General features: G+C 65.2%; 19 protein-coding genes. 7 read left to right on the top strand and 12 right to left on the bottom strand.

Features of this window, described 5'->3' with window-relative positions:
* The gene (gene ettA / locus AB5K84_RS12510) at positions 1 to 1,650 is read right to left on the bottom strand and encodes an energy-dependent translational throttle protein EttA (RefSeq protein WP_011089425.1); all 1,650 of its coding nucleotides are present in this window, start codon (positions 1,648 to 1,650) and stop codon (positions 1 to 3) included.
* A gap of 236 nt (positions 1,651 to 1,886) precedes the next feature.
* On the opposite strand from ettA, the gene AB5K84_RS12505 reads away from it, so the two are divergent.
* Together AB5K84_RS12505 and AB5K84_RS12500 are read left to right on the top strand one after the other, a co-directional pair.
* Positions 1,887 to 2,102: a hypothetical protein gene (locus AB5K84_RS12505; RefSeq protein WP_060908653.1), complete on the top strand. Its 216-nt coding sequence runs from the start codon at positions 1,887 to 1,889 to the stop codon at positions 2,100 to 2,102.
* A gap of 131 nt (positions 2,103 to 2,233) precedes the next feature.
* A complete protein-coding gene (locus AB5K84_RS12500) occupies positions 2,234 to 3,196 on the top strand; it encodes a D-2-hydroxyacid dehydrogenase family protein (RefSeq protein ID WP_028176317.1) in 963 nt (320 codons plus the stop codon).
* A 56-nt stretch (positions 3,197 to 3,252) separates the two neighbouring features.
* Here AB5K84_RS12500 and AB5K84_RS12495 read toward each other — a convergent pair whose 3' ends face one another.
* A complete protein-coding gene (locus tag AB5K84_RS12495; protein WP_039185840.1) occupies positions 3,253 to 4,455 on the bottom strand; it encodes a L,D-transpeptidase in 1,203 nt (400 codons plus the stop codon).
* A 368-nt stretch (positions 4,456 to 4,823) separates the two neighbouring features.
* On the opposite strand from AB5K84_RS12495, the gene AB5K84_RS12490 reads away from it, so the two are divergent.
* A complete protein-coding gene (locus tag AB5K84_RS12490; protein WP_441232415.1) occupies positions 4,824 to 5,591 on the top strand; it encodes a hypothetical protein in 768 nt (255 codons plus the stop codon).
* Between the two features lie 2 nt (positions 5,592 to 5,593).
* Here AB5K84_RS12490 and sseA read toward each other — a convergent pair whose 3' ends face one another.
* The 3 genes from sseA to AB5K84_RS12475 form a co-directional block, all read right to left on the bottom strand.
* The gene (gene sseA / locus AB5K84_RS12485) at positions 5,594 to 6,445 is read right to left on the bottom strand and encodes a 3-mercaptopyruvate sulfurtransferase (protein ID WP_441232414.1); all 852 of its coding nucleotides are present in this window, start codon (positions 6,443 to 6,445) and stop codon (positions 5,594 to 5,596) included.
* 127 nt (positions 6,446 to 6,572) lie between these two features.
* Complete coding sequence (locus AB5K84_RS12480; protein ID WP_110117150.1) at positions 6,573 to 6,986, bottom strand: rhodanese-like domain-containing protein; 414 nt, start codon at positions 6,984 to 6,986, stop codon at positions 6,573 to 6,575.
* A 131-nt stretch (positions 6,987 to 7,117) separates the two neighbouring features.
* Entirely contained in the window at positions 7,118 to 8,293 is a 1,176-nt protein-coding gene (locus tag AB5K84_RS12475; RefSeq protein WP_011089432.1) for a vWA domain-containing protein, read from the bottom strand.
* 152 nt (positions 8,294 to 8,445) lie between these two features.
* On the opposite strand from AB5K84_RS12475, the gene AB5K84_RS12470 reads away from it, so the two are divergent.
* Together AB5K84_RS12470 and AB5K84_RS12465 are read left to right on the top strand one after the other, a co-directional pair.
* Positions 8,446 to 8,691, top strand: coding sequence for a GlsB/YeaQ/YmgE family stress response membrane protein (locus tag AB5K84_RS12470; protein WP_011089433.1), 246 nt, complete (start codon positions 8,446 to 8,448; stop codon positions 8,689 to 8,691).
* A 107-nt stretch (positions 8,692 to 8,798) separates the two neighbouring features.
* Positions 8,799 to 9,641, top strand: coding sequence for an AAA family ATPase (locus tag AB5K84_RS12465; protein WP_028152332.1), 843 nt, complete (start codon positions 8,799 to 8,801; stop codon positions 9,639 to 9,641).
* A 40-nt stretch (positions 9,642 to 9,681) separates the two neighbouring features.
* Here AB5K84_RS12465 and AB5K84_RS12460 read toward each other — a convergent pair whose 3' ends face one another.
* The 5 genes from AB5K84_RS12460 to AB5K84_RS12440 form a co-directional block, all read right to left on the bottom strand.
* Positions 9,682 to 10,638 (bottom strand): IS481 family transposase, encoded by a 957-nt coding sequence (locus AB5K84_RS12460; RefSeq protein WP_182871944.1) that lies wholly within the window; start codon positions 10,636 to 10,638, stop codon positions 9,682 to 9,684.
* Between the two features lie 1,076 nt (positions 10,639 to 11,714).
* On the bottom strand, positions 11,715 to 13,361 hold the full coding sequence (locus AB5K84_RS12455; RefSeq protein ID WP_110117154.1) for a GMC family oxidoreductase: 1,647 nt from the start codon (positions 13,359 to 13,361) through the stop codon (positions 11,715 to 11,717).
* A 14-nt stretch (positions 13,362 to 13,375) separates the two neighbouring features.
* A complete protein-coding gene (locus AB5K84_RS12450; RefSeq protein WP_441232413.1) occupies positions 13,376 to 13,969 on the bottom strand; it encodes a GNAT family N-acetyltransferase in 594 nt (197 codons plus the stop codon).
* A gap of 139 nt (positions 13,970 to 14,108) precedes the next feature.
* The gene (locus AB5K84_RS12445) at positions 14,109 to 15,035 is read right to left on the bottom strand and encodes an SMP-30/gluconolactonase/LRE family protein (protein WP_011089437.1); all 927 of its coding nucleotides are present in this window, start codon (positions 15,033 to 15,035) and stop codon (positions 14,109 to 14,111) included.
* A gap of 167 nt (positions 15,036 to 15,202) precedes the next feature.
* Entirely contained in the window at positions 15,203 to 16,036 is an 834-nt protein-coding gene (locus AB5K84_RS12440; protein ID WP_038967668.1) for an AraC family transcriptional regulator, read from the bottom strand.
* A gap of 183 nt (positions 16,037 to 16,219) precedes the next feature.
* Between AB5K84_RS12440 and AB5K84_RS12435 the strand changes: the two genes are divergently transcribed.
* A complete protein-coding gene (locus AB5K84_RS12435; protein ID WP_028174589.1) occupies positions 16,220 to 17,323 on the top strand; it encodes a mandelate racemase/muconate lactonizing enzyme family protein in 1,104 nt (367 codons plus the stop codon).
* A gap of 9 nt (positions 17,324 to 17,332) precedes the next feature.
* Here the strand turns inward: AB5K84_RS12435 and AB5K84_RS12430 are convergent, their stop codons facing one another.
* The gene (locus AB5K84_RS12430; protein ID WP_028174588.1) at positions 17,333 to 17,689 is read right to left on the bottom strand and encodes a hypothetical protein; all 357 of its coding nucleotides are present in this window, start codon (positions 17,687 to 17,689) and stop codon (positions 17,333 to 17,335) included.
* Positions 17,690 to 17,873: 184 nt separating this feature from the next.
* Between AB5K84_RS12430 and AB5K84_RS12425 the strand changes: the two genes are divergently transcribed.
* A complete protein-coding gene (locus AB5K84_RS12425; RefSeq protein WP_011089440.1) occupies positions 17,874 to 18,098 on the top strand; it encodes a hypothetical protein in 225 nt (74 codons plus the stop codon).
* 280 nt (positions 18,099 to 18,378) lie between these two features.
* Here the strand turns inward: AB5K84_RS12425 and AB5K84_RS12420 are convergent, their stop codons facing one another.
* Entirely contained in the window at positions 18,379 to 19,035 is a 657-nt protein-coding gene (locus tag AB5K84_RS12420) for a glutathione S-transferase family protein (RefSeq protein WP_441232412.1), read from the bottom strand.
* Positions 19,036 to 19,065 lie beyond the last annotated feature (30 nt).

Raw genomic sequence — 19,065 nt, 5'->3', positions numbered from 1 at the left:
TCACCGCGTCAGCTTCTTGTACTTCACGCGGTGCGGGATGATGCTGTCCTGGCCGAGCCGGCGCATCTTGTCCTTCTCGTAGTCCTGGAAGTTGCCTTCGAACCATTCGACATGGCTGTCGCCCTCGAAGGCCAGGATGTGGGTCGCGATGCGGTCGAGGAACCAGCGATCATGGCTGATGATGACGGCGCAGCCGGCGAAATCCTCCAGCGCCTCTTCGAGCGCGCGCAGCGTGTCGACGTCGAGGTCGTTGGTCGGTTCGTCGAGCAGCAGGACGTTGGCACCGGACTTGAGCATCTTGGCGAGATGCACGCGGTTGCGCTCACCGCCGGAGAGCGCGCCGACCTTCTTCTGCTGGTCGGCGCCCTTGAAGTTGAACGACGAGCAATAGCCGCGCGAATTGACTTCCTTCTTGCCGAGCAGGATCAGCTCGTTGCCGCCGGAGATCTCCTCCCACACGTTCTTGTTGCCGTCGAGCGCGTCGCGCGACTGGTCGACATAGCCGAGATGCACGGTCTCGCCGACCGTGATGGTGCCCTTGTCCGGCGTTTCCTGCTTGGTGATCATCTTGAACAGCGTGGTCTTGCCGGCGCCGTTGGCGCCGATCACGCCGACGATGCCACCAGGCGGCAGCTTGAAGGTAAGATCGTCGATCAGCAGACGATCGCCGTAGCCTTTGCTGAGGCCTTCGAAATCGACCACGTTGGCGCCGAGCCGCTCGGCCACGGGGATGATGATCTGCGCGGTCTGGGTCTGCTTCTCGCTCGCCTGCTTCAGCAGTTCCTCGTAGCGCTGGTAGCGCGCCTTGGACTTGGCCTGGCGTGCCTTCGGCGAGGACGCGACCCATTCCTGCTCGCGCGCAATCGTCTTCTGGTGCGCGGCGTCCTCGCGGCCTTCCTGCTCCAGCCGCTTCTGCTTCTGCACCAGCCAGGACGAGTAGTTGCCCTCGTAGGGAATGCCCTTGCCGCGATCGAGCTCGAGGATCCAGCTGGTGACGTTGTCGAGGAAGTAGCGATCATGGGTGACGATCAGGATCGCGCCGGGATAGTTGCGCAGATGGCCTTCCAGCCACGACACCGACTCGGCGTCGAGATGGTTGGTCGGCTCGTCCAGCAGCAGAAGCTCGGGCTGGTCGAGCAGCAGCCGGCACAGCGCGACGCGGCGGCGCTCACCGCCGGAGAGTTTTGTGACGTCGGCATCGTCGGGCGGGCAGCGCAGCGCGTCCATGGCCTGGTCGACCTTGCTGTCGAGATCCCAGAGGCCCTGGGCCTCGATCTCGTCCTGCAGCTTGGTCATCTCGTCGGCGGTCTCCTCGGAGTAGTTCATCGCCAGCTCATTGTAGCGATCGAGGATGGCCTTCTGCTTGGCGACGCCCAGCATGACGTTCTCGCGCACGGAAAGCTTGGCATCGAGCTGCGGTTCCTGCTCGAGATAGCCAACGCGGGCGCCCTGGGCGACCCAGGCCTCGCCATTATACTCCTTGTCGAGGCCGGCCATGATCTTGAGCAGCGTCGACTTGCCCGAGCCGTTGACACCGAGCACGCCGATCTTGGCGTCCGGGTAGAAGCTCAGATGGATGTTATCGAGCACCTTCCGGGTCGGGTAGCTCTTGGTCAGGCCCTGCATGAAATAGATGAACTGGCGCGCCATCGGTCCCGTGAAACCTTCGATTTGAGGAAATTTGCTTGCCGCCGATGTAGCGATCCCGCCCCCAAAGGGCAACGTTTTCCCTCCGTTCACCACGGATGAATACGGGATGGACACCATGCTGACGCCAATCCGGACAATTGAAACCATTTTTTAATAAAGCAGGCCAAAGCTCGTCACGGCGCCGAAAAAGACGCCACCCGCGGCAGAAGCGGCGGGGAGAACAGCGAGGCCGCACCATGGCTCTGACCGAGACCAATTCCTTTCCCGTTCCGGCAGAAGCCGGCAGCACCTCCGCGCTCGTCGCGGAGATCAAGGGCTTCTGGAAGGGCTTCTTCGCCACCGCCTTCAACCCCTACCGGCCCGAGCTGCACTACATGCGCGGCCCCGGCCCCGCCTGGCGCGCCAAGCACGGCATGGATGCGCCGGTCCGGTTGAAGCCCCGCGACCTCTGAGCCCTTTCCCCGCTATCGGATTTTTGAAGACGCGAGCTGCTTGCGCGCAGGTGTGATTGCGCGCAACCATGGCCCGGTTCCGACGATGGCCCCCGCCTGGCGCCATCACCTCTCGCCATGGATGAACGCTGATGACGCGGCTGCGCTGTGCAATTCTCGACGACTATTTCAACATCGCCCTCGACGTCGCCGACTGGCCGAAACTGTCCGACCGCATCGACGTCACCGTGTTCAGCCATCCCTTCACCTCGGAGCAGGCCGCGGCCAGCGCGCTCGCCGATTTCGAGATCGTCTGCGCGATGCGCGAGCGCACGGCGTTCCCCAAGAGCCTGTTCGATGGCTTGCCGAAGCTGAAGCTGCTGCTGACGTCAGGCATGCGCAACGCCTCGATCGACATGGAGGCCGCGAAGGCGAAGGGCGTTGCGATCGGCGGCACGCAATATTCCCGCGATCCCACGGCACCGCTGACCATGGGCCTGATCCTGGAGCTGACCCGCGGCATCGGCCGGGAGAATGCGCGCATGCATGCCGGCGAGCCCTGGCAGACCTTTGCCGGCGTCGAGATCGAGGGGCTGACGCTCGGCATCGTCGGGCTCGGCAAGCTCGGCAGCAAGATGGCGGGCATTGCGAAAGCATTCGGCATGAACGTGATCGCCTGGAGCCCGAACCTCACGCCGGAGAAGTGCAAGGCGGCCGGCGTCGGCTACGCCACCAAGGAGGAGCTGTTCGCCAAGGCCGACATCGTCACCATCCATGTGGTGCTGAGCGAGCGTTCGCGGGGACTGGTCGGCGCTGCGGACCTCGCGCGGATGAAGCCGACGGCCTTCCTCGTCAACACCGCGCGCGGGCCGATCGTGGACGAGCAGGCCCTGCTGGAGGCCTTGCAGCAGCGGAAGATCGCGGGCGCCGGCTTGGATGTGTTCTCGGTCGAGCCGCTGCCGGTCGACCATCCCTTCCGCAAGCTCGACAATCTCGTGCTGACGCCGCATCTCGGCTACGCCACCGAGGACGGCTTGCGCATCCATTACGGCCAGATGGTCGAGGCGATCGACGCCTGGACCCGCGGCGGCGAGCTGCCGCGCAAGCTGGCCTGAAACGAAAAGGGCGTGCCGACGGCACGCCCTTCGCAATCTGAATTGTCTCGCAGCGCCTAGCGCACGGTGACCGGCGCGGGCAGCGGCGGCACAACGGTCGGCTGCGTACCTGGGACAGGGCCGGCCTGGGCCGCCATCGGGGCCGGCGCACCGGGGGTGGGTGCGGCGGACGCAGTCGCCGTTCCCGGCGCCGGACCACCCGGCATCACCACCACGCGCGTGCCGACCTTGACCCGGTCGAACAGGTCGGAGACGTCCTCGTTCAGCATGCCGATGCAGCCGGAGGAGACGAACTTGCCGATCGTCGAGGGCTGGTTGGTGCCGTGGATCCGGTAGACAGTCGAGCCGAGATACATCGCCCGGGCGCCGAGCGGATTGCCGGGGCCGCCGGCCATGAAGCGCGGCAGATAGGGCTGGCGCTCGATCATCTCGGTCGGCGGATGCCAATCCGGCCACTCGGCCTTGCGGGTGATCTTCTGCACCCCGGTCCAGGTGAAGCCGTCGCGGCCGACGCGGACGCCGTAACGGACCGCGCGGCCATTGCCGAGGACGTAGTACAGGTAGGTGTTCGGGGTATCGACGATGATCGTTCCGGCCGGCTCCTTGGTCGCGAGCGAGACCTCCTGGCGGCGCAGGTTCGGCGGCAACTGTGCCGGCGCGGCGTCGGGCTGCTCCTCGGGCGGAAGCGAGGCGATCGCCATCGGCCGGCCATCGGCGCCAACCGGCGGCTGCCCGGCCTGGACCGCTCCGGTCGCGGCGGGACCACCGACGGCTTCCGGCGGACGCAGGCCGTCGCTGCCGGGGGCCTGCTGAGCGGGACGGTCGGCATAGATCACCGCGGGCGGGCCGGCGGGGCGGCCATAGCGGGGATCGTCGGGCGACATCACCGGCCCCTGCGGCGGCGCAGCCGAGTAGACGGGAGCGCCGGCGGGACGGCCATAACGGGGATCATCCGGTGACATCACCGGTCCCTGCGGCGGAGCGGCCGAATAGACCGGAGGACCAGCGGGGCGGCCGTAGCGCGGATCGTTGGGCGAGATCGGACCGCCCGGGCCGGGCGGCGGCAGCGATGCCTGCGGCAGCGCGTCGTCGTCATCTTCCAGCGCGTCGAAACTCGGCGTGCGGTCGCCGGGGCGGTATTCAGCCGGAGCGCCGTAGCTCGGCGCCTGCTGGACCGGATAGCTCTGGGCCTGTGCGAGCGAGGTTCCCGCCGCAGCGACTGTTGCGGCAGCGCATATCGTCAGAAAATGTTTGATCATCATCGCTCTTGTATAGTCCCCAGGCCCTATCGGACCGCTAACGGCCAGATGACCGAAGATAGCGGCACATTCAAGACATTACAGGCCGATTTGCGCCGGATTTGCCGATTTGTGATCCGCAAGACTACCGTTGCTCCGTTGCATCACGGGGGCGGAAATCGCATTCCGCCGTGGATTGCCGGAGTCATCGACCCCGATTTTAAGGGAACGGCGCGGAGGGGTTGCGATATGTTCGAATCAGCCTGATTCGCCGCCGCTTTGAGCTCCGATTCCGCGTGGCGAACGCGGCAACCAGTACTGTCACCGCGTTCAGATGGCTCATTGGCCCTGGCCACCTCGCCGCCGGGGCGGAAATTCGCAATCCCTCGATGCTTCCCGGCTTTCGCTTCCTGCTTGCCGCGATCCTGCTGTCAACCTCCATCCTGGTGTTCGGCTTGGGCGCCGCCGCGCTGCTGCGGGCGAGCCACGAGCAGTATGTCAGCAACCCCTCCTGGCGGAACGGCCCGCAGGAGCAGATGTTTGCCCAGGCATCCGAGCCGGCCCAGCCGGTGCTCGCGGCCTTGCGGGCGGAGCCGGAGCCGGCCGAGCCCACCGCGCCGTCGCTGCGCGACCAGGTGCCGACCATCGCTCTGCCGGTGAGCGAGCCCGAGCAGGTCGCGGCGGTGACGAGTGAGGCTGACGCTGAGCCCCAGGTCGCTACACCGTCGGCTGAGGCGCCAGCCGCCGAACCGGCCAAGACCGAGACGACGACGGAAGCCACGGCACCAGCTCCCACCGACACGCTCACCCCTGCCGACACCACGGCATCGATCCCCGAGGCCCCCCCTGTCCCGACCGCCGGCGCGCCGGCCCCGGCTGACCCTAGCCTCGCCCTGGAATCCTCGGCGCTCGATGCCGCCTCGGCCAGGATGGCTGCACTGAACGATCCCGCGACCACGGCCTGGAAGGATCCGCCGGCCAAGGCCAAGGCGGACAGCAGCGCAGCGGACAGCAAGGCGACGAAGCCGCGGGCGAAGGCGAAGAAGCGGCACCGCGTGGTGCGGCGCCCGCCGCCTCAACAGCTGCAGCAGTCGCTTGACCCGTTTGGACAGCCGCAGCAGACCTTCGCTACGACGACCACGCGCGCGCGCCAGTAAGCTTACGCCGGCCCGGTCGCGACCGGCGGGCCGCCGGCCTGGCCCCATTCCGACCATGAGCCGTCATAGAGCGCGGTATCGGTGATGCCGAGGCGATAGAGCGCGAGCGTCAGCACGCCGGCCGACACACCCGAGCCGCAGCTCGTCACGATCGGCGCATCGAGCTTGACGCCGGCACCGGTGAAAGCGGCACGCAGATCGTCGAGCGGCTTCATCGTTCCGGTCGCGGCATCGAACAGGAGATTGTAGGGCACGTTGCGGGCGCCGGGGATGTGGCCGGAGCGGATGCCCGCGCGCGGCTCGGGCGCGCGGCCCTCGAAACGGTCGGCGGCGCGTGCGTCGATCACCTGCTCTTTGTTGCTTTCGACGTTGGCGATGAGCTGCTGCATGCTGCGCACGCGTTTTGAATCATAGCTCGCCTTGAACGTCGCAGGCTTCGGCTTCACCTCGCCGCTCTCGACGGGACGCCCCTCGGCGCGCCACTTCTTCAGGCCGCCATTGAGGATGCGTACATTGCCGTGGCCGAAAGCCAGGAACATCCACCACGCGCGCGGCGCGGCGACCCAGCCGCCGGCATCGTAGATCACGACCGTGTCGGCATTACCGATGCCGAGATTGCCGACGTCGCGGCCGAACTGCTCGGCGCTCGGATACATATGCGGCAGCGGGTTGGAATGATCCGACACCGCGTCGACGTCGAAGAACACCGCGCCGGGCAGATGCGCGGCGAGATAGTCGTCCTTCGGCAGCGGCAGCACGCCCGGCAGCTTGAAGTTGGCGTCGAGCACTTTAAGGTTGGCGTCGTTGATATGGGCGGCGAGCCATTCGGTGGAGACGAGGGGGTCGGTGGTCATCGGTCTTTCCTTGTCATTCCGGGGCGCGCGTAGCGCGAGCCCGGAATCTATCGCGCGGCAGAGATGGTGGATGAATGGATTCCGGGTTCGCGCTACGCGCGCGCCCCGGAATGACGAAGGGAGAGATCTAGCCCTTCTTCTTCGGCTCCCACTGCTCCACCGGGCCGCCGGCGTCGCGCCAGGCGGCGTAGCCGCCGGCGATGTGGGCGACGGGCTTGAGGCCCATGTCCTGCGCGGTCTTGGCAGCGAGCGCGGAGCGCAGGCCGCCGGCGCAGTGGAAGACGAACTTCTTGTCTTCCTGGAAGATCGGCTTGGCATAGGGGCTCTGCGGATCGATCCAGAATTCCAGCATGCCGCGGGTGCACGCGAACGCGCCGGGGATGCGGCCGTCGCGCTCGATCTCGCGGGGATCGCGGATGTCGACGATGACGACGTCGCCGTTCTTGGAGATCTCGATGGCGTCCTTGGCGGTGAGCGTCTCGATCTCGGCATTGGCCTCGTCGATCAGCGCCTTGATGCCGCGGGTGATGGTCTGGGGCATGGGTCTTCCCTTCTGTTATTTCGTCATTCCGGGGCGATGCGCAGCATCGAACCCGGAATCCATTTATCGACGAACATTGCGGCCCGATGGATTCCGGGTTCGCGCTACGCGCGCCCCGGAATGACGGGAAGCTAGTGCGTCAATTCCTTCATCGCACCCTCCAGCCCCTCGATCGTGATCGGGAACATGCGATTGGTGAAGATGCGCTTGATGATGGTGGTCGATTCCGAATAGTCCCAGTGCTTCTGCGCGACCGGATTGAGCCACACCGTATGCGGATAGGTGCGGATGATGCGGTCGAGCCAGACCGAACCCGGCTCCTCGTTGACATGCTCGACCGAGCCGCCCGGCACCATGATCTCGTAAGGCGACATCGAGGCGTCGCCGACGAACACGACCTTGTAGTCGTGCGGGTATTTGTGCAGCACGTCCCAGGTCGGCGTGCGGTCGGTGAAACGGCGCTTGTTCTGCTTCCACACGCCTTCATAGAGGCAGTTGTGGAAGTAGAAGTACTCCATGTGCTTGAACTCGCTCTTCGCCGCCGAGAACAGCTCCTCGACCTGCTCGATATGCGAATCCATCGAGCCGCCGATGTCGAAGAACACCAAGAGCTTCACCGCGTTGCGCCGCTCGGGCCGCATGTGCACGTCGAGATAACCGTGATTGGCGGTCTCGCGGATGGTGGTGTCGAGATCGAGCTCATCAGGCGCGCCGGTGCGCGCGAACTTGCGCAGGCGCCGCAGCGCCACCTTGATGTTGCGGATGCCGAGCTCGACATTGCCGTCGAGATCCTTGAACTCGCGCTTGTCCCACACCTTCACGGCGCGGTTGTTGCGGTTCTTCTCCTGACCGATGCGGACGCCCTCGGGATTATAGCCGTGGGCCCCGAACGGCGAGGTGCCGGCGGTGCCGATCCACTTCGAGCCGCCCTGATGCCGCCCCTTCTGCTCCTCGAGGCGCTTCTTCAGGGTCTCCATGAGCTTGTCCCAGCCCATGGCCTCGATCTGCTTCTTCTCTTCCTCGGTGAGATACTTCTCCGCGAGCTTCTTCAGCCACTCCTCGGGGATCTCGGCCTTGTCCATGGCCTCGAGCAGGCTCTCCAGCCCCTTGAACACGGTCCCAAAGACGCGGTCGAACTTGTCGAGGTTGCGCTCGTCCTTCACCAGCGAGGCGCGCGACAGGTAGTAGAAATTCTCGACGGTGTAGTCCGCGAGGTCAGCGTCGAGCGCCTCCATCAGCGTGAGGTATTCGCGCAGCGTCACGGGGACCTGCGCATCGCGCAGAGAAGTGAAGAATTGCAGGAACATGGGTGACAGATTGCCCGTCGGGGGGCGGACGTCAAGGGGCGCTTCACCTCTCCCATTGGGAGAGGTGAAGCGAGATCGCGAACGCTGCTGGACCGGGAGGCTTTTTGCTCTAGAATTGGCCGCCTCACGGGGTTGTTTTGGGGACGTTTGCAATGGGAATTCTCGCAGCACTCATCATCGGCGCGATCGCCGGCTGGCTCGCCGGCAAGATTGTCCACGGGGCGGGATTTGGGCTGATCGGCAACATGGTCGTCGGCATCATCGGCGCGCTGGTGGCGGGCTGGGTGCTGCCTCAGCTGCACATCCAGCTCGCCACCGGCACGGTCGGCGCCATCGTGGATGCCACCATCGGCGCGGTGATTGTGCTCGTCATCCTTTCGCTGATAAAACGGGTCTGAAAGCCTGACCGAACCAGGAACGGCCGCCATGAGCGGCCGTTCCGTTTGTTGGACCAGGGCGATGCCTGCAGGGCAAGATCTGGGACGACGACCAACAAGGACGCGCGATGAAATTTACCGGCACCAAGGACTATGTTGCGACCGACGATCTCAAGGTCGCCGTCAATGCCTCGATCGTGCTGGAGCGCCCGCTCCTCATCAAGGGCGAGCCCGGCACCGGCAAGACCGTGCTGGCGGAGGAAGTGGCCAAGGCGCTGAACGCGCCGCTTCTGACCTGGCACATCAAGTCCACCACCAAGGCGCAGCAGGGCCTCTACGAATACGACGCGGTGTCGCGCCTGCGCGACAGCCAGCTCGGCGATGCCCGCGTCTCCGACATCAGGAACTACATCAAGCGCGGCAAGCTGTGGGAGGCGTTCACCGCCGAACAGCGCCCGGTGCTGCTGATCGACGAGATCGACAAGGCCGACATCGAGTTCCCGAACGATTTGCTGCTCGAGCTCGACCGCATGGAATTCCATGTCTACGAGACCGGCGAGACGATCAAGGCGAAGCAGCGCCCGATCATGATGATCACCTCCAACAACGAGAAGGAGCTGCCGGACGCGTTCCTGCGCCGCTGCTTCTTCCACTACATCAAGTTCCCCGACGCCGACACCATGGGCCGCATCGTCGACGTCCACTTCCCCGGCATCAAGAAGCGCCTGGTGGAAGAGGCGCTGCGCATCTTCTTCGAAGTGCGCGAGGTGCCCGGCCTGAAGAAGAAGCCGTCCACCTCGGAGCTTTTGGACTGGCTCAAGCTGCTGCTCAACGAGGACATGAGCGTGGAGCAACTGCGCGAGCGCGATCCGCGCAAGCTGATCCCGCCGCTGCACGGTGCGCTGCTGAAGAACGAGCAGGACGTGCATCTGTTCGAGCGGCTGGCGTTCTTGAGCCGAAGGGAAGTGTAGGTCGGCGCGCCGCCAACCACACGCCCGGTGTCGTCCCGGCCTAGTTGTGGAGCCTCAAGAGGTTGTCCTCGGTCAAACCGAGCCGGCTGATCGGCGTTTGAGAGTTTATACCACCGTGGGGCCGGTGCCAGTTGTATTGGTGCAGCCAGATGGGCAGCTCCCGGGCGCGCCGATCTGATGTGGGATAGGCTTTGGCATAAGCCCATTCGCGAAGCGCTGTCTGAATGAAGCGCTCGGCTTTGCCGTTTGTTCTCGGCGTGTAAGGCTTGGTGCGGATATGCTTGATGCCGAGGTCCCGGCAAGCGTCGCGGAAGGCGAAGGACTGGTAGCAACTCCCATTGTCGGTCATGACACGCGTGACGGTGACGCCGAGCCTTTTGTAATAAGCCACAGCGGCCTTGAGAAAGGGAACAGCGCTGTCCGCCGTCTCGTCGGGCTTGATCTCGGAGAAGGCGACGCGGGAATGGTCGTCGATGCAGACGTGGACGAAATCCCAGCCGGCGCCGCGGCTCTTGTTCGGACCACTCGGATCGCCAGTGATGCGGTGGCCAACACGCTTGAAACGCCCGAGCTTCTTGATGTCGATGTGAATGATCTCGCCTGGGGTCTCGCGTTCATAGCGGCGTTCCGGCTCGACCGGTTCGAGATCACGGATCCGGTTTAGTCCCAAGCGGCGCAGAATGCGGCTGACAGTGGCCGGTGATACAGCGGCCTTAGCTGCGATCTGCTTGCCGGTATGACGTTGGCGGCGCAAGACCTCGACAACCGTGCAAGTGGCTGGCGGGGTTTGGCTCGGCGATGAGTGGGGTCTGGAGGAGCGGTCGCGCAACCCTTCTACGCCTTCCTCGCGGAACCGCTTGACCCATTTGGCAACGGTCTTCGGCGTCGTGTTGAACTGGAAAGCCGCGTCGGCCTGGCTCAGCCCGCCCTCGACCACGCTTCGCACCATCGCCTCTCGACCTTTGGGCGTCAAAGGCGCATTCTTGTGGACGTTCATCTGGTCTCTCCTTGGAACACTGAAGCTTCGCAACCTCAGCTTCCTCGGTTCAGACCAGATGGACAACCTCCTGAAAGACCACAACTAGTGCGCAATTGCGCACGGGGGCCGGGACCCATACCGCGTGATTTATCGATAAGACTCCGGGGCCAGTACCGCCCACCAAACCACTCCCTGGGGTAATGGGTCCTGGCTTTCGCCAGGACGACGTTGGGGAGGCATTTGCGCGCTGCCTCAACCTCGTCATTGCGAGCGCAGCGAAACAATCCAGAATCCCTCCGCGGAAACAGTCTGGATTGCTTCGCTGCGCTCGCAATGACGGAGCAAGGGGCCGCATCGCTTTCTCCAACCTTCGCCTGAAACCGCAGACACGCCTTCGCAGCCTCGCGGCGCATTTCGCCCGAGCTTCGCTCTCTCCATCACACCCTCCAGGAAAGAGGGCGCAGGGAAGGCCGGGTGCCGGCTGGCACCCACGGTCCGCCGTGCGAAAGCACACGCAGAAGAACTGCACAGCGGCATACAGGTGAAGCCCAACACACGGCCTTCCCTGCGCGATGGTCGGACGGCTTATGCCGTGCTCTCCCGGGAGCCGAGTTCGTTCTGGCCTCCCTCACTCTCACGAAATTCGCCAGCACCGCGCCGGTTGACGCGACTGCCGCATCCGCAAGAGCTTGACCGTAGCAACGACGGTCAGGACCACACGGTTTTGCCGTACGCACGCAGCGCCGCTCGTCCGCACGAAGTCTTGGGCTCACGGAGAGCAATCCGCCCTGCCCTCAGCCTCTCGCACACGACGCTGCCGCGTCCACCGCAACCCGGCCCGCGTTTCGAACGACTCGCGAACCGCCCCTCTTCGTCGAGCCGGGCTGGCTCGATGTATGCCGCAATTCCGAATTTCGGTAAAGTGGAATATTTTTGCGGGGAGGGATTGACGGGTGAGCGACACAGCAAATCTAGTAGGGTGGGTTAGCAACAGCGTAACCCACCTCTTTTGTCTCCGCGTCCAGAGAAGTGGTGGGTTACGCCGCGCGGACTGCTCTTCGCGCAGCCGCTAGCTAACCCACCCTACGAAGATCTCACGCCACCGCCGCATCCGGAATCCGCGCCGCTTCCATCGGCACCTTGCCGCGGATCAGGTCCGAGGCACGGTCGGCGATCATCATCGTGGATGCGTTCAAATTCGCCGAGATCATGCGCGGCATCACGGAGGCATCGATCACGCGGAGGCCCTCCAACCCGTGGACGCGAAGTTGGTCGTCGACCACTGCCCACGTGCTGTCCGCCGGACCCATGCGGCAGGTGCAGCCGGGGTGGAAGGTGGTGGTGCCGCGCTCGGTGGCGGCTGCGAGGAATTCGTCGTCGGTGTTGATGTTGGGGCCGGGGAAATCCTCGTAGGCATAGTAGGGCGACAGCGGCGCACTCTTCAGAAGGCGCCGCGCGAGCTTCATGCCGCCGACGATGACGCGGCGGTCGAGCTCGGCGTCGAGGTAATTGGTCTGGATGATCGGCGGCGCGAACGGATCGGCCGAGCGAATGCGGACATAGCCGCGGCTCTCGGGGCGCTGCTGCCAGGAGGCCACCGTCATGCCGGGCTCGTCCTCGAGCTGGCCCTGCACGCCTTCCTTGTAGCTTGCCGGTGTGAAGGTGAGCTGCAGGTCGGAAGACTCGGCGCTCTCGCCGGAGTGCCAGAAGCAATAGACCATGGTCGGCGACAGCGAGAGCAGGCCGCGGCGCGCGGTTGCCCATTTCAGCGCCTCGATCCACAGCGAGAAGCCGCGGCGGAGCTCGTTGATGGTCTTGATATCTTTTACGCGCGCCACCGTGCGCGGCGCGTAATGATCCTGGAGGCCTTCGCCGACCGGCAGCGCGTGACGCACCTGGATGCCGTGAGCACCGAGCAAATCGGGCGAGCCAATTCCGGAGAGCTGGAGCAGCTGCGGCGAATTATAGGTGCCGCCGGACAGGATCACTTCCTTGTTGGCGCGCACCTCGACCGGCGTGCCGCCGCGGCCGCCCTTGGTGTAGCGCACGCCGACCGCGCGCTTGCCCTCGAAGATGATCTCGGTTGCGTGCGCGTGAGTGTGCACATGCACGTTCGGCCGTTTCATCGCGGGCTTCAGGAACGCGGTCGAGCCGGAGACGCGCAGGCCGTTGTTGATGGTGCGCTGGCAGTAGGAGACGCCTTCCTGCTTCGCGCCGTTGTAGTCGGGGTTACGCGGGATGCCGAGCGAGACCGCGCCCTCCATGAAGGCCTCGCAGAGCGGATCGCGCCAGTCCATGGTGGTGACGATGAGGTTGCCGTCGCGTCCGCGATAGGTGTCCTCACCCTCGCCGACCCGCTTCTCCAGCCGCTTGAAGTAGGGCAGCACGTCGGCATAGCCCCAGCCGCGATTGCCCATCTGCGCCCAGGTGTCGAAATCCATGCGCTGGCCGCGATTGTAGATGTGGCCGTTGATCGAGGACGAGCCGCCGAGCGTCTTGCCGCGCGGCGCGTAGATGCTGCGCCCGCCGGTGTAGGGCCCCGGCTCCTGCTGGTAGGCCCAGTTGATGCTCTTCATGTGGAAGGTCTTGATGAAGCCCGCCGGCAGATGGATGTACGGGTGCCAGTCGCTCGGGCCCGCCTCCAGCACGCAGACGCTAACGTTCGGATCTTCGCTGAGCCGGTTGGCAAGCACGCAGCCGGCGGAGCCCGCGCCGACGATCACATAATCAAATCTGTCCATGGTGCCTCGGCCGCTCAGCGCGGCTTGTCGTTGAGTTGAAATTCGAGATGCGCCTGCACGGTCGGCCATTCGGCGGCGGTGATGCTGTAGACCACGGTGTCGCGCAGCGTGCCGTTCGGCGCGACCTGGTGGCTGCGCAGAATGCCGTCCTGCTTGGCGCCCAGGCGCTCGATGGCGCGGCGGCTCTGGTGGTTGAAGTAGTGCGTACGGAATTCGACCGCGATGCAGTTCAGCGTCTCGAAGGCGTGCCGGAGCAGCAGCAGCTTGCACTGCGTATTGAGCGGGCCGCGCTGCGCGCTCTTGCCATACCAGGTCGAGCCGATCTCGACGCGGCGGTTGGCGGCATCGATATTCATGTAGGTCGTCATGCCGACGATGTTGCCGCCGGCGTCGAACACGGTGAACGGCAGCATCGAGCCTGCGGCTTGCAAGGCCAGGCGGCGGTCGATCTCCTTGCCCAGGTTCTCAGGCAGGGGAATCGCAGTGTACCAGAGCTTCGAGAGCTCGCCGTCCTTCACGGCCTCGGTCAGCCCCTCGATATGCTGACGCGACAGCGGCTCGAGACGGGCGTGCTGTCCACGCAGGGTGATGGGATCGGGCCAGGGCATATATCGTTCCTCATGAATGTCATTCCGGGATGGTCCGAAGGACCAGACTATGGTGCGCAATTGCGCACCTGAGAATCTCGAGATCCCGGGTTCTATGCTCCGCATAGCCCCGGGATGACAATCGCGTTTTACGCGATTGTCACTTGTTCAAGAAGTTCAACGGCAAACCACCGCGCGGCCAGTCCATGGCGATCAGCTCGCCCTTGCCTGACAGCGTGATGTAGGCGGTCTTCAGCCCGGGGCCGCCGAAGGCGATGTTGGTGGTGACGCGGTCGCCGGTCGGCACCTGCTCGACCAGGGTGCCGTCAGGCGCGATCACCGAGATGCAGCCGGAGACGAGGGTGGCGACGCAGACATTGCCGCCAGCTTCCACCGCGAGCGAGTCGAACATCTGGTAGCCGCCGAGGCCGCAGATCGGCTTGCCCCGCTCGCCGCGATAGATCACCTCGCGCGGCCTCAGCGTACCGGGCGCGGAGAGCTCATAGGCCCAGAGCCGCGCCGTCGGCGTCTCCGCGATGTAGACGGTGTTCTCGTCCGGCGAGAGCCCGATGCCGTTGGCCGGCAGCACGCCGTGCACGACCTCCACGACCTCTTTCATGCCGGGCTTGAGATAATATATGCCGCCGACGTCCATCTCGCGCGCGCGGCGCTTGCCGAGATCGGAGAACCAGAGGCCGCCGTGCCTGTCGAACACCAGATCGTTCGGCCCGCGCAGCTCGTGCTCGCCGCATTTGGTCACGACGGTCTCGACCTTGCCGGATTGCAGGTCGACTCGCTGGATCGAGCCGCCGAGATAGTTGTCCGGCTGCGGGCCCGGCATGATCATCTGGCCGGTCGGAATCCAGGAGAAGCCGCCATTGTTGCAGATGTAGATCTTGCCGTCGGGGCCGAGGGCGGCGCCATTCGGTCCGCCCGGCACCTTCGCCACGATCTCCTTGCGGCCGTCGGGATAGACGCGGGTCAGGCGCTGGCCGCGGATTTCCACCAGCACCACCGAACCGTCCGGCATCACGACCGGCCCTTCGGGAAATTCGAGGTCGGTGGCGAGAACGCGGACGTCAGACATTGAGACCCTCCCGGCTGCTTGTTATGGCTTGCACGGGATGTCCGGCACGGGCCCCACACGCAAGATTTGCCTGCGGTTATGACAAAGTCACCGGGGCTTGCCAAGCAAGCGGGACGGTATGCCAGCGTTGCGCCGCAAGGCGCGATTAAGGGTCATCGCGGATCGTGCTACCCGCGCACCGGCACCCAGATCTCGAAGCCGCCATTGCCGGTCGCGGGATCGAATTTTTCGTCGTAGCGCTCGAAGCTCGGCGCGTCCGCGGCCTTCAGGCCGGAGGCGGGCAGCCACTGATTCCAGATCGTGTTGACGGTGCGCCTGATCGAGGCGACGTGGTCGGTGTGGGCGAACACCGCATAGCGCTGCTCGGGGATGCGGATGCGGCCGAAGCGGCGCGGCAGGTCGGAATAATCGCTGACCTCGACACCGGCGATGTAGTCGAAATTGCCGGCATCGTCGCCGTTGCAGCAGACGCCATAGGCGACGTTGCCGACACGCGCCGGAATGTCGGCGACCTCCTGGTGGAAGCGCTGCCACATCCCCGGGATGATCGCGCCGTTGTCGCAGGAGATGCGTTCACTGATGCCGGCGACAAGGAAGGCCGTTGCGGTCTCGAAACGCGGCGGGGCGAGAGTGTCTGAGATGGTGGAGTCCATGAGGATCGGCTCCTGAAGCTTGAGATGGCCGGTGCACGTCGCGGCCCGCACCGCTTCGGGTGTGGTGCCGAACTGGTCGCGGAACGCGCGGGTGAATGCTTCGTGCGAGCCGTAATCCGCCTCCAGCGCCAGCGACAGAATGTCCGGCGCGCCGTTCGCAAGGCTGCGCGCCGCCTCGGTCAGCCGCCGCGCGCGCACGTAGCGCATCACCGGCAGGCCGGTGGCTGCGGCAAACGCGCGCACGATGTGGAACCGCGACACGCCTGAGATCGCAGCGATCTCGTCGAGCGTCATCGGCTCGGCAAGATGGCTCTCGATATACCAGAGCGCGCGCTGGGCTGGATTCATGGTGGTTCGGGCCCTCGTTCGAAGCGCGACCATGATGCACGGAGCGCCGCGGGCTTCGCTTGATCGGCGTTGCGGTCCCGCAAGAGAATAACGCCGGCACAGCTACTGGCAACGTCCGGGCATTCATGGCTACACTCGGGACGTCCTTGAAACCGCTCACAAGAAAGCAGGAGGAACCGCGTCATGAAGATCACCGATGTGCGGGCGCACCAGATCCGCATCCCCTATGACGCCGGTGTCGCGAGCTTCCGCCAGGGCGCCTCCGCCATCACCGCGCTCGACATGGTGATCGTCGAGGTCACGACCGATGCCGGGTTGACCGGCTGGGGCGATGCCTTCGCCTATGTCTGCCCCCGCACCACGCGCAGCGCCGTCGAGGAGATGATCGCACCGCAGGCCCGTGGCCTGGAGGTTCCCGATGCCGCCGGCATTCCCGCGGTGATGGAGCAGATCCAGCGCAATCTGCATCTGTTCGGCCGCTACGGCATCACCATGTTCGCGATCTCCGGGCTCGACATCGCGCTTTGGGACCTCGCCGCGAAGATCAAGGGCGTGCCGGTGCACCGCCTGCTCGGCGAGACCAGGCGCCCGGCCATTCCGGCCTATGCGAGCCTGTTGCGGATCGGCTCGCCCGACAACATCGCGGCCGAATGCAAGAAGGCGCTCGCGCTCGGCTATGGCGCCATCAAGCTGCACGAGACCACGGCGCCGGCGGTCTATGCCGCGCGCGAGGCGATCGGGCCGGGCATACCGCTGATGGTGGACATGAACTGCCCGCTGTCAGGCGAGCAGGCGATCGCGTTCGCCGGGACATGCCGGGACGCGCAGCCGATGTTCCTGGAGGAGCCGGTCTGGCCACCGGAGGATTTTGCCGCGCTCGCCGAGGTCCGCAGCAAGGGCGGGCTCGGCGTCGCCGCCGGCGAGAACGCCTGCACGGAATATCAATTCCGCCAGATGATGAATGCGGGCGCGGTGAGCCACGCCCAGCCGTCGGTGATCAAGGTCGGCGGCATCACGGAGTTCCTGAAGGTCGCGGCGCTCGCCGATCGGCTCGGCGTCCAGATCGTCCCGCATTCCCCGTATTTCGGCCCCGGCCTGCTTGCGACCTTGCATCTGCTGGCGGGGCGCGACGACGGGTTCGTCGAGATGTTTTACCTGAAGCGCGAAGCCTGCCTCTGGGGCGGCCGCGCCGACGTCGATGCCACCGGCCATGTCGCGGTGCCGACTGGGCTTGGGCTCGGCTATGAGCCCGACCGCGGCGTGATGGAGCGATATCGCGTCGCGTGAGCGCGGCGCCTATTTCGCCGCGTCCTTGGCCGGCGGCGCGTCCTGCTTCTTCTTCACGTCCTCCGCGATCTTCGTTTGCGCGGCCTGGAGATCGCCGAGCGTCTTCTGCAAGCCGGCAAGGCTCGTCTTCAACGCGTCGATCTGGCGATTGGCGGCATCCAGCCTCTGCTGGTGATCGAGGTTGAGCTTGGTGATCGTCTTCTGGAGGAAATCGACGTTGCTCTGGAGGCAGCTCGTGCGCCGCTCCATGGTCTTCTCGACGGTGCAGATCTCGATGCCGGGCACGTCCTGCGCGCGGAGCGGCGCGATCGCCAGCGTGGCGAGCAGCAACATCACGACACAGACGCCGGCGCTTCGAAACGGCATGCAGGTTCCTCGTCAAATTGATCACGGCAATGTGCGCTGTTTGCGCACAGCCGCCGGACGCTACCACACTCGTACCGCATTCTCGCGTTGAGCTTGGCTTGTTCCCTTGGGACAGGGAGCAGTGAACCGCGCGCGGAAGAAATGGGCGCTCTTTCCGCGGCTTTGATTAGGGGAGATTTTTGGAATGGCAACGCGCGATAGACGTCTGGCGGAATTCGACGGAGCCGGTGAACCGCCTCCTGGCTTGCCGGTCGAAGTGCTGTGCGAGGATCACAGCGGAACGTATCAACTGCCGTTCGCCTGCCGCTATGTCGAGGGACGCTGGCAGAACCACGAGGCCGGCATCGCGGTCGAAGCGACCGTGATCGGCTGGCGCTTGCCGCGTGTGAAGCACTCCGGCGTCGCCTGACGGCGGCTTCTGTTCCAAAATGCAACGGGGCCGCGCTCCGCCTTAACCTTCGGAACGCGGTTCGAACGAATCGCGTCCGAATCAGCCGAATCGCCTCGTCCACGCCTGTTCACGGCTAGATGTCGACGCGGGTCTGTTTTCGCGCACAATATCTGCGCGACGGCCGGGCGGGCTCGAGCCTGGAGCCGGCGCCAAAGGTTAACGGTGGACAAGGCATGGCTCGCACCGCCGCCCCAACCGGTCCCCGCCCCCGAAACAGGCAGGCCGGCGCAACGCCTGCCTAATATTCGACCTCGAGCTCCTCGATCTCGGCCGGCTCTTCCTTGGCCGCCGCGATCCATTCCTGCATCTCGGACATGGCCATGATGGTATCGGCGTAGGCCTTCAGACGCGGCTCGAGCTTGACGTCATAGGTCACGAAGCGCGTCACCACGGGCGCGTACATCGCATCCGCCATGGTGCGCCTCTCACCGAACAGGAACGGGCCGCCCGATTTCTCCAGGCAGTCGCGCCAGATGGACCAGACGCGGTCGATGTCGGCCTGCGCGCGCGACCAGATCTTGAAGCCGGGGAAGTGTCCCTTCAGATTGACCGGCAGCGAGGCGCGCAGCGTGGTGAAGCCGGAATGGATTTCGCCGCAGATCGAGCGGCAATGAGCGCGCTGGACGCGGTCATCCGGCAACAGGCCGGCGTCCGGCATCACCTCGTTGAGGTATTCAGCGATCGCCAGCGTATCCCAGACAGTCGCGCCGTCGTGGCGCAGGCATGGCACCAGGATCGACGACGACAGCAACAGGATTTCGGCGCGCGCGGAGGCGTCGTCGGGCGCGGTCACGATCTCCTCGAAATCGAGCCCGGAAAACTTCGTCAGCAGCCAGCCACGCAGCGACCAGGACGAGTAGTTCTTGCTGCTGATGGTCAGTGTCGCCTTCGCCATATGGCCTCTTCCCTCACGCCTGAGATGGGC

Source organism: Bradyrhizobium sp. 1200_D9_N1_1 (genome assembly GCF_052075915.1).
GTDB classification, from domain to species: Bacteria; Pseudomonadota; Alphaproteobacteria; order Rhizobiales; family Xanthobacteraceae; genus Bradyrhizobium; species Bradyrhizobium diazoefficiens.
This window is presented reverse-complemented; position numbering and strand designations above follow the sequence as displayed.

Coding starts and splice junctions, on each gene's coding strand:
- ettA (WP_011089425.1), bottom strand. CDS start 1,650: ATGGCGCGCCAGTTCATCTATTTCATGCAGGGCCTGACCAAGAGCTAC.
- AB5K84_RS12505 (WP_060908653.1), top strand. CDS start 1,887: ATGGCTCTGACCGAGACCAATTCCTTTCCCGTTCCGGCAGAAGCCGGC.
- AB5K84_RS12500 (WP_028176317.1), top strand. CDS start 2,234: ATGACGCGGCTGCGCTGTGCAATTCTCGACGACTATTTCAACATCGCC.
- AB5K84_RS12495 (WP_039185840.1), bottom strand. CDS start 4,455: ATGATCAAACATTTTCTGACGATATGCGCTGCCGCAACAGTCGCTGCG.
- AB5K84_RS12490 (WP_441232415.1), top strand. CDS start 4,824: ATGCTTCCCGGCTTTCGCTTCCTGCTTGCCGCGATCCTGCTGTCAACC.
- sseA (WP_441232414.1), bottom strand. CDS start 6,445: ATGACCACCGACCCCCTCGTCTCCACCGAATGGCTCGCCGCCCATATC.
- AB5K84_RS12480 (WP_110117150.1), bottom strand. CDS start 6,986: ATGCCCCAGACCATCACCCGCGGCATCAAGGCGCTGATCGACGAGGCC.
- AB5K84_RS12475 (WP_011089432.1), bottom strand. CDS start 8,293: ATGTTCCTGCAATTCTTCACTTCTCTGCGCGATGCGCAGGTCCCCGTG.
- AB5K84_RS12470 (WP_011089433.1), top strand. CDS start 8,446: ATGGGAATTCTCGCAGCACTCATCATCGGCGCGATCGCCGGCTGGCTC.
- AB5K84_RS12465 (WP_028152332.1), top strand. CDS start 8,799: ATGAAATTTACCGGCACCAAGGACTATGTTGCGACCGACGATCTCAAG.
- AB5K84_RS12460 (WP_182871944.1), bottom strand. CDS start 10,638: ATGAACGTCCACAAGAATGCGCCTTTGACGCCCAAAGGTCGAGAGGCG.
- AB5K84_RS12455 (WP_110117154.1), bottom strand. CDS start 13,361: ATGGACAGATTTGATTATGTGATCGTCGGCGCGGGCTCCGCCGGCTGC.
- AB5K84_RS12450 (WP_441232413.1), bottom strand. CDS start 13,969: ATGCCCTGGCCCGATCCCATCACCCTGCGTGGACAGCACGCCCGTCTC.
- AB5K84_RS12445 (WP_011089437.1), bottom strand. CDS start 15,035: ATGTCTGACGTCCGCGTTCTCGCCACCGACCTCGAATTTCCCGAAGGG.
- AB5K84_RS12440 (WP_038967668.1), bottom strand. CDS start 16,036: ATGAATCCAGCCCAGCGCGCGCTCTGGTATATCGAGAGCCATCTTGCC.
- AB5K84_RS12435 (WP_028174589.1), top strand. CDS start 16,220: ATGAAGATCACCGATGTGCGGGCGCACCAGATCCGCATCCCCTATGAC.
- AB5K84_RS12430 (WP_028174588.1), bottom strand. CDS start 17,689: ATGCCGTTTCGAAGCGCCGGCGTCTGTGTCGTGATGTTGCTGCTCGCC.
- AB5K84_RS12425 (WP_011089440.1), top strand. CDS start 17,874: ATGGCAACGCGCGATAGACGTCTGGCGGAATTCGACGGAGCCGGTGAA.
- AB5K84_RS12420 (WP_441232412.1), bottom strand. CDS start 19,035: ATGGCGAAGGCGACACTGACCATCAGCAGCAAGAACTACTCGTCCTGG.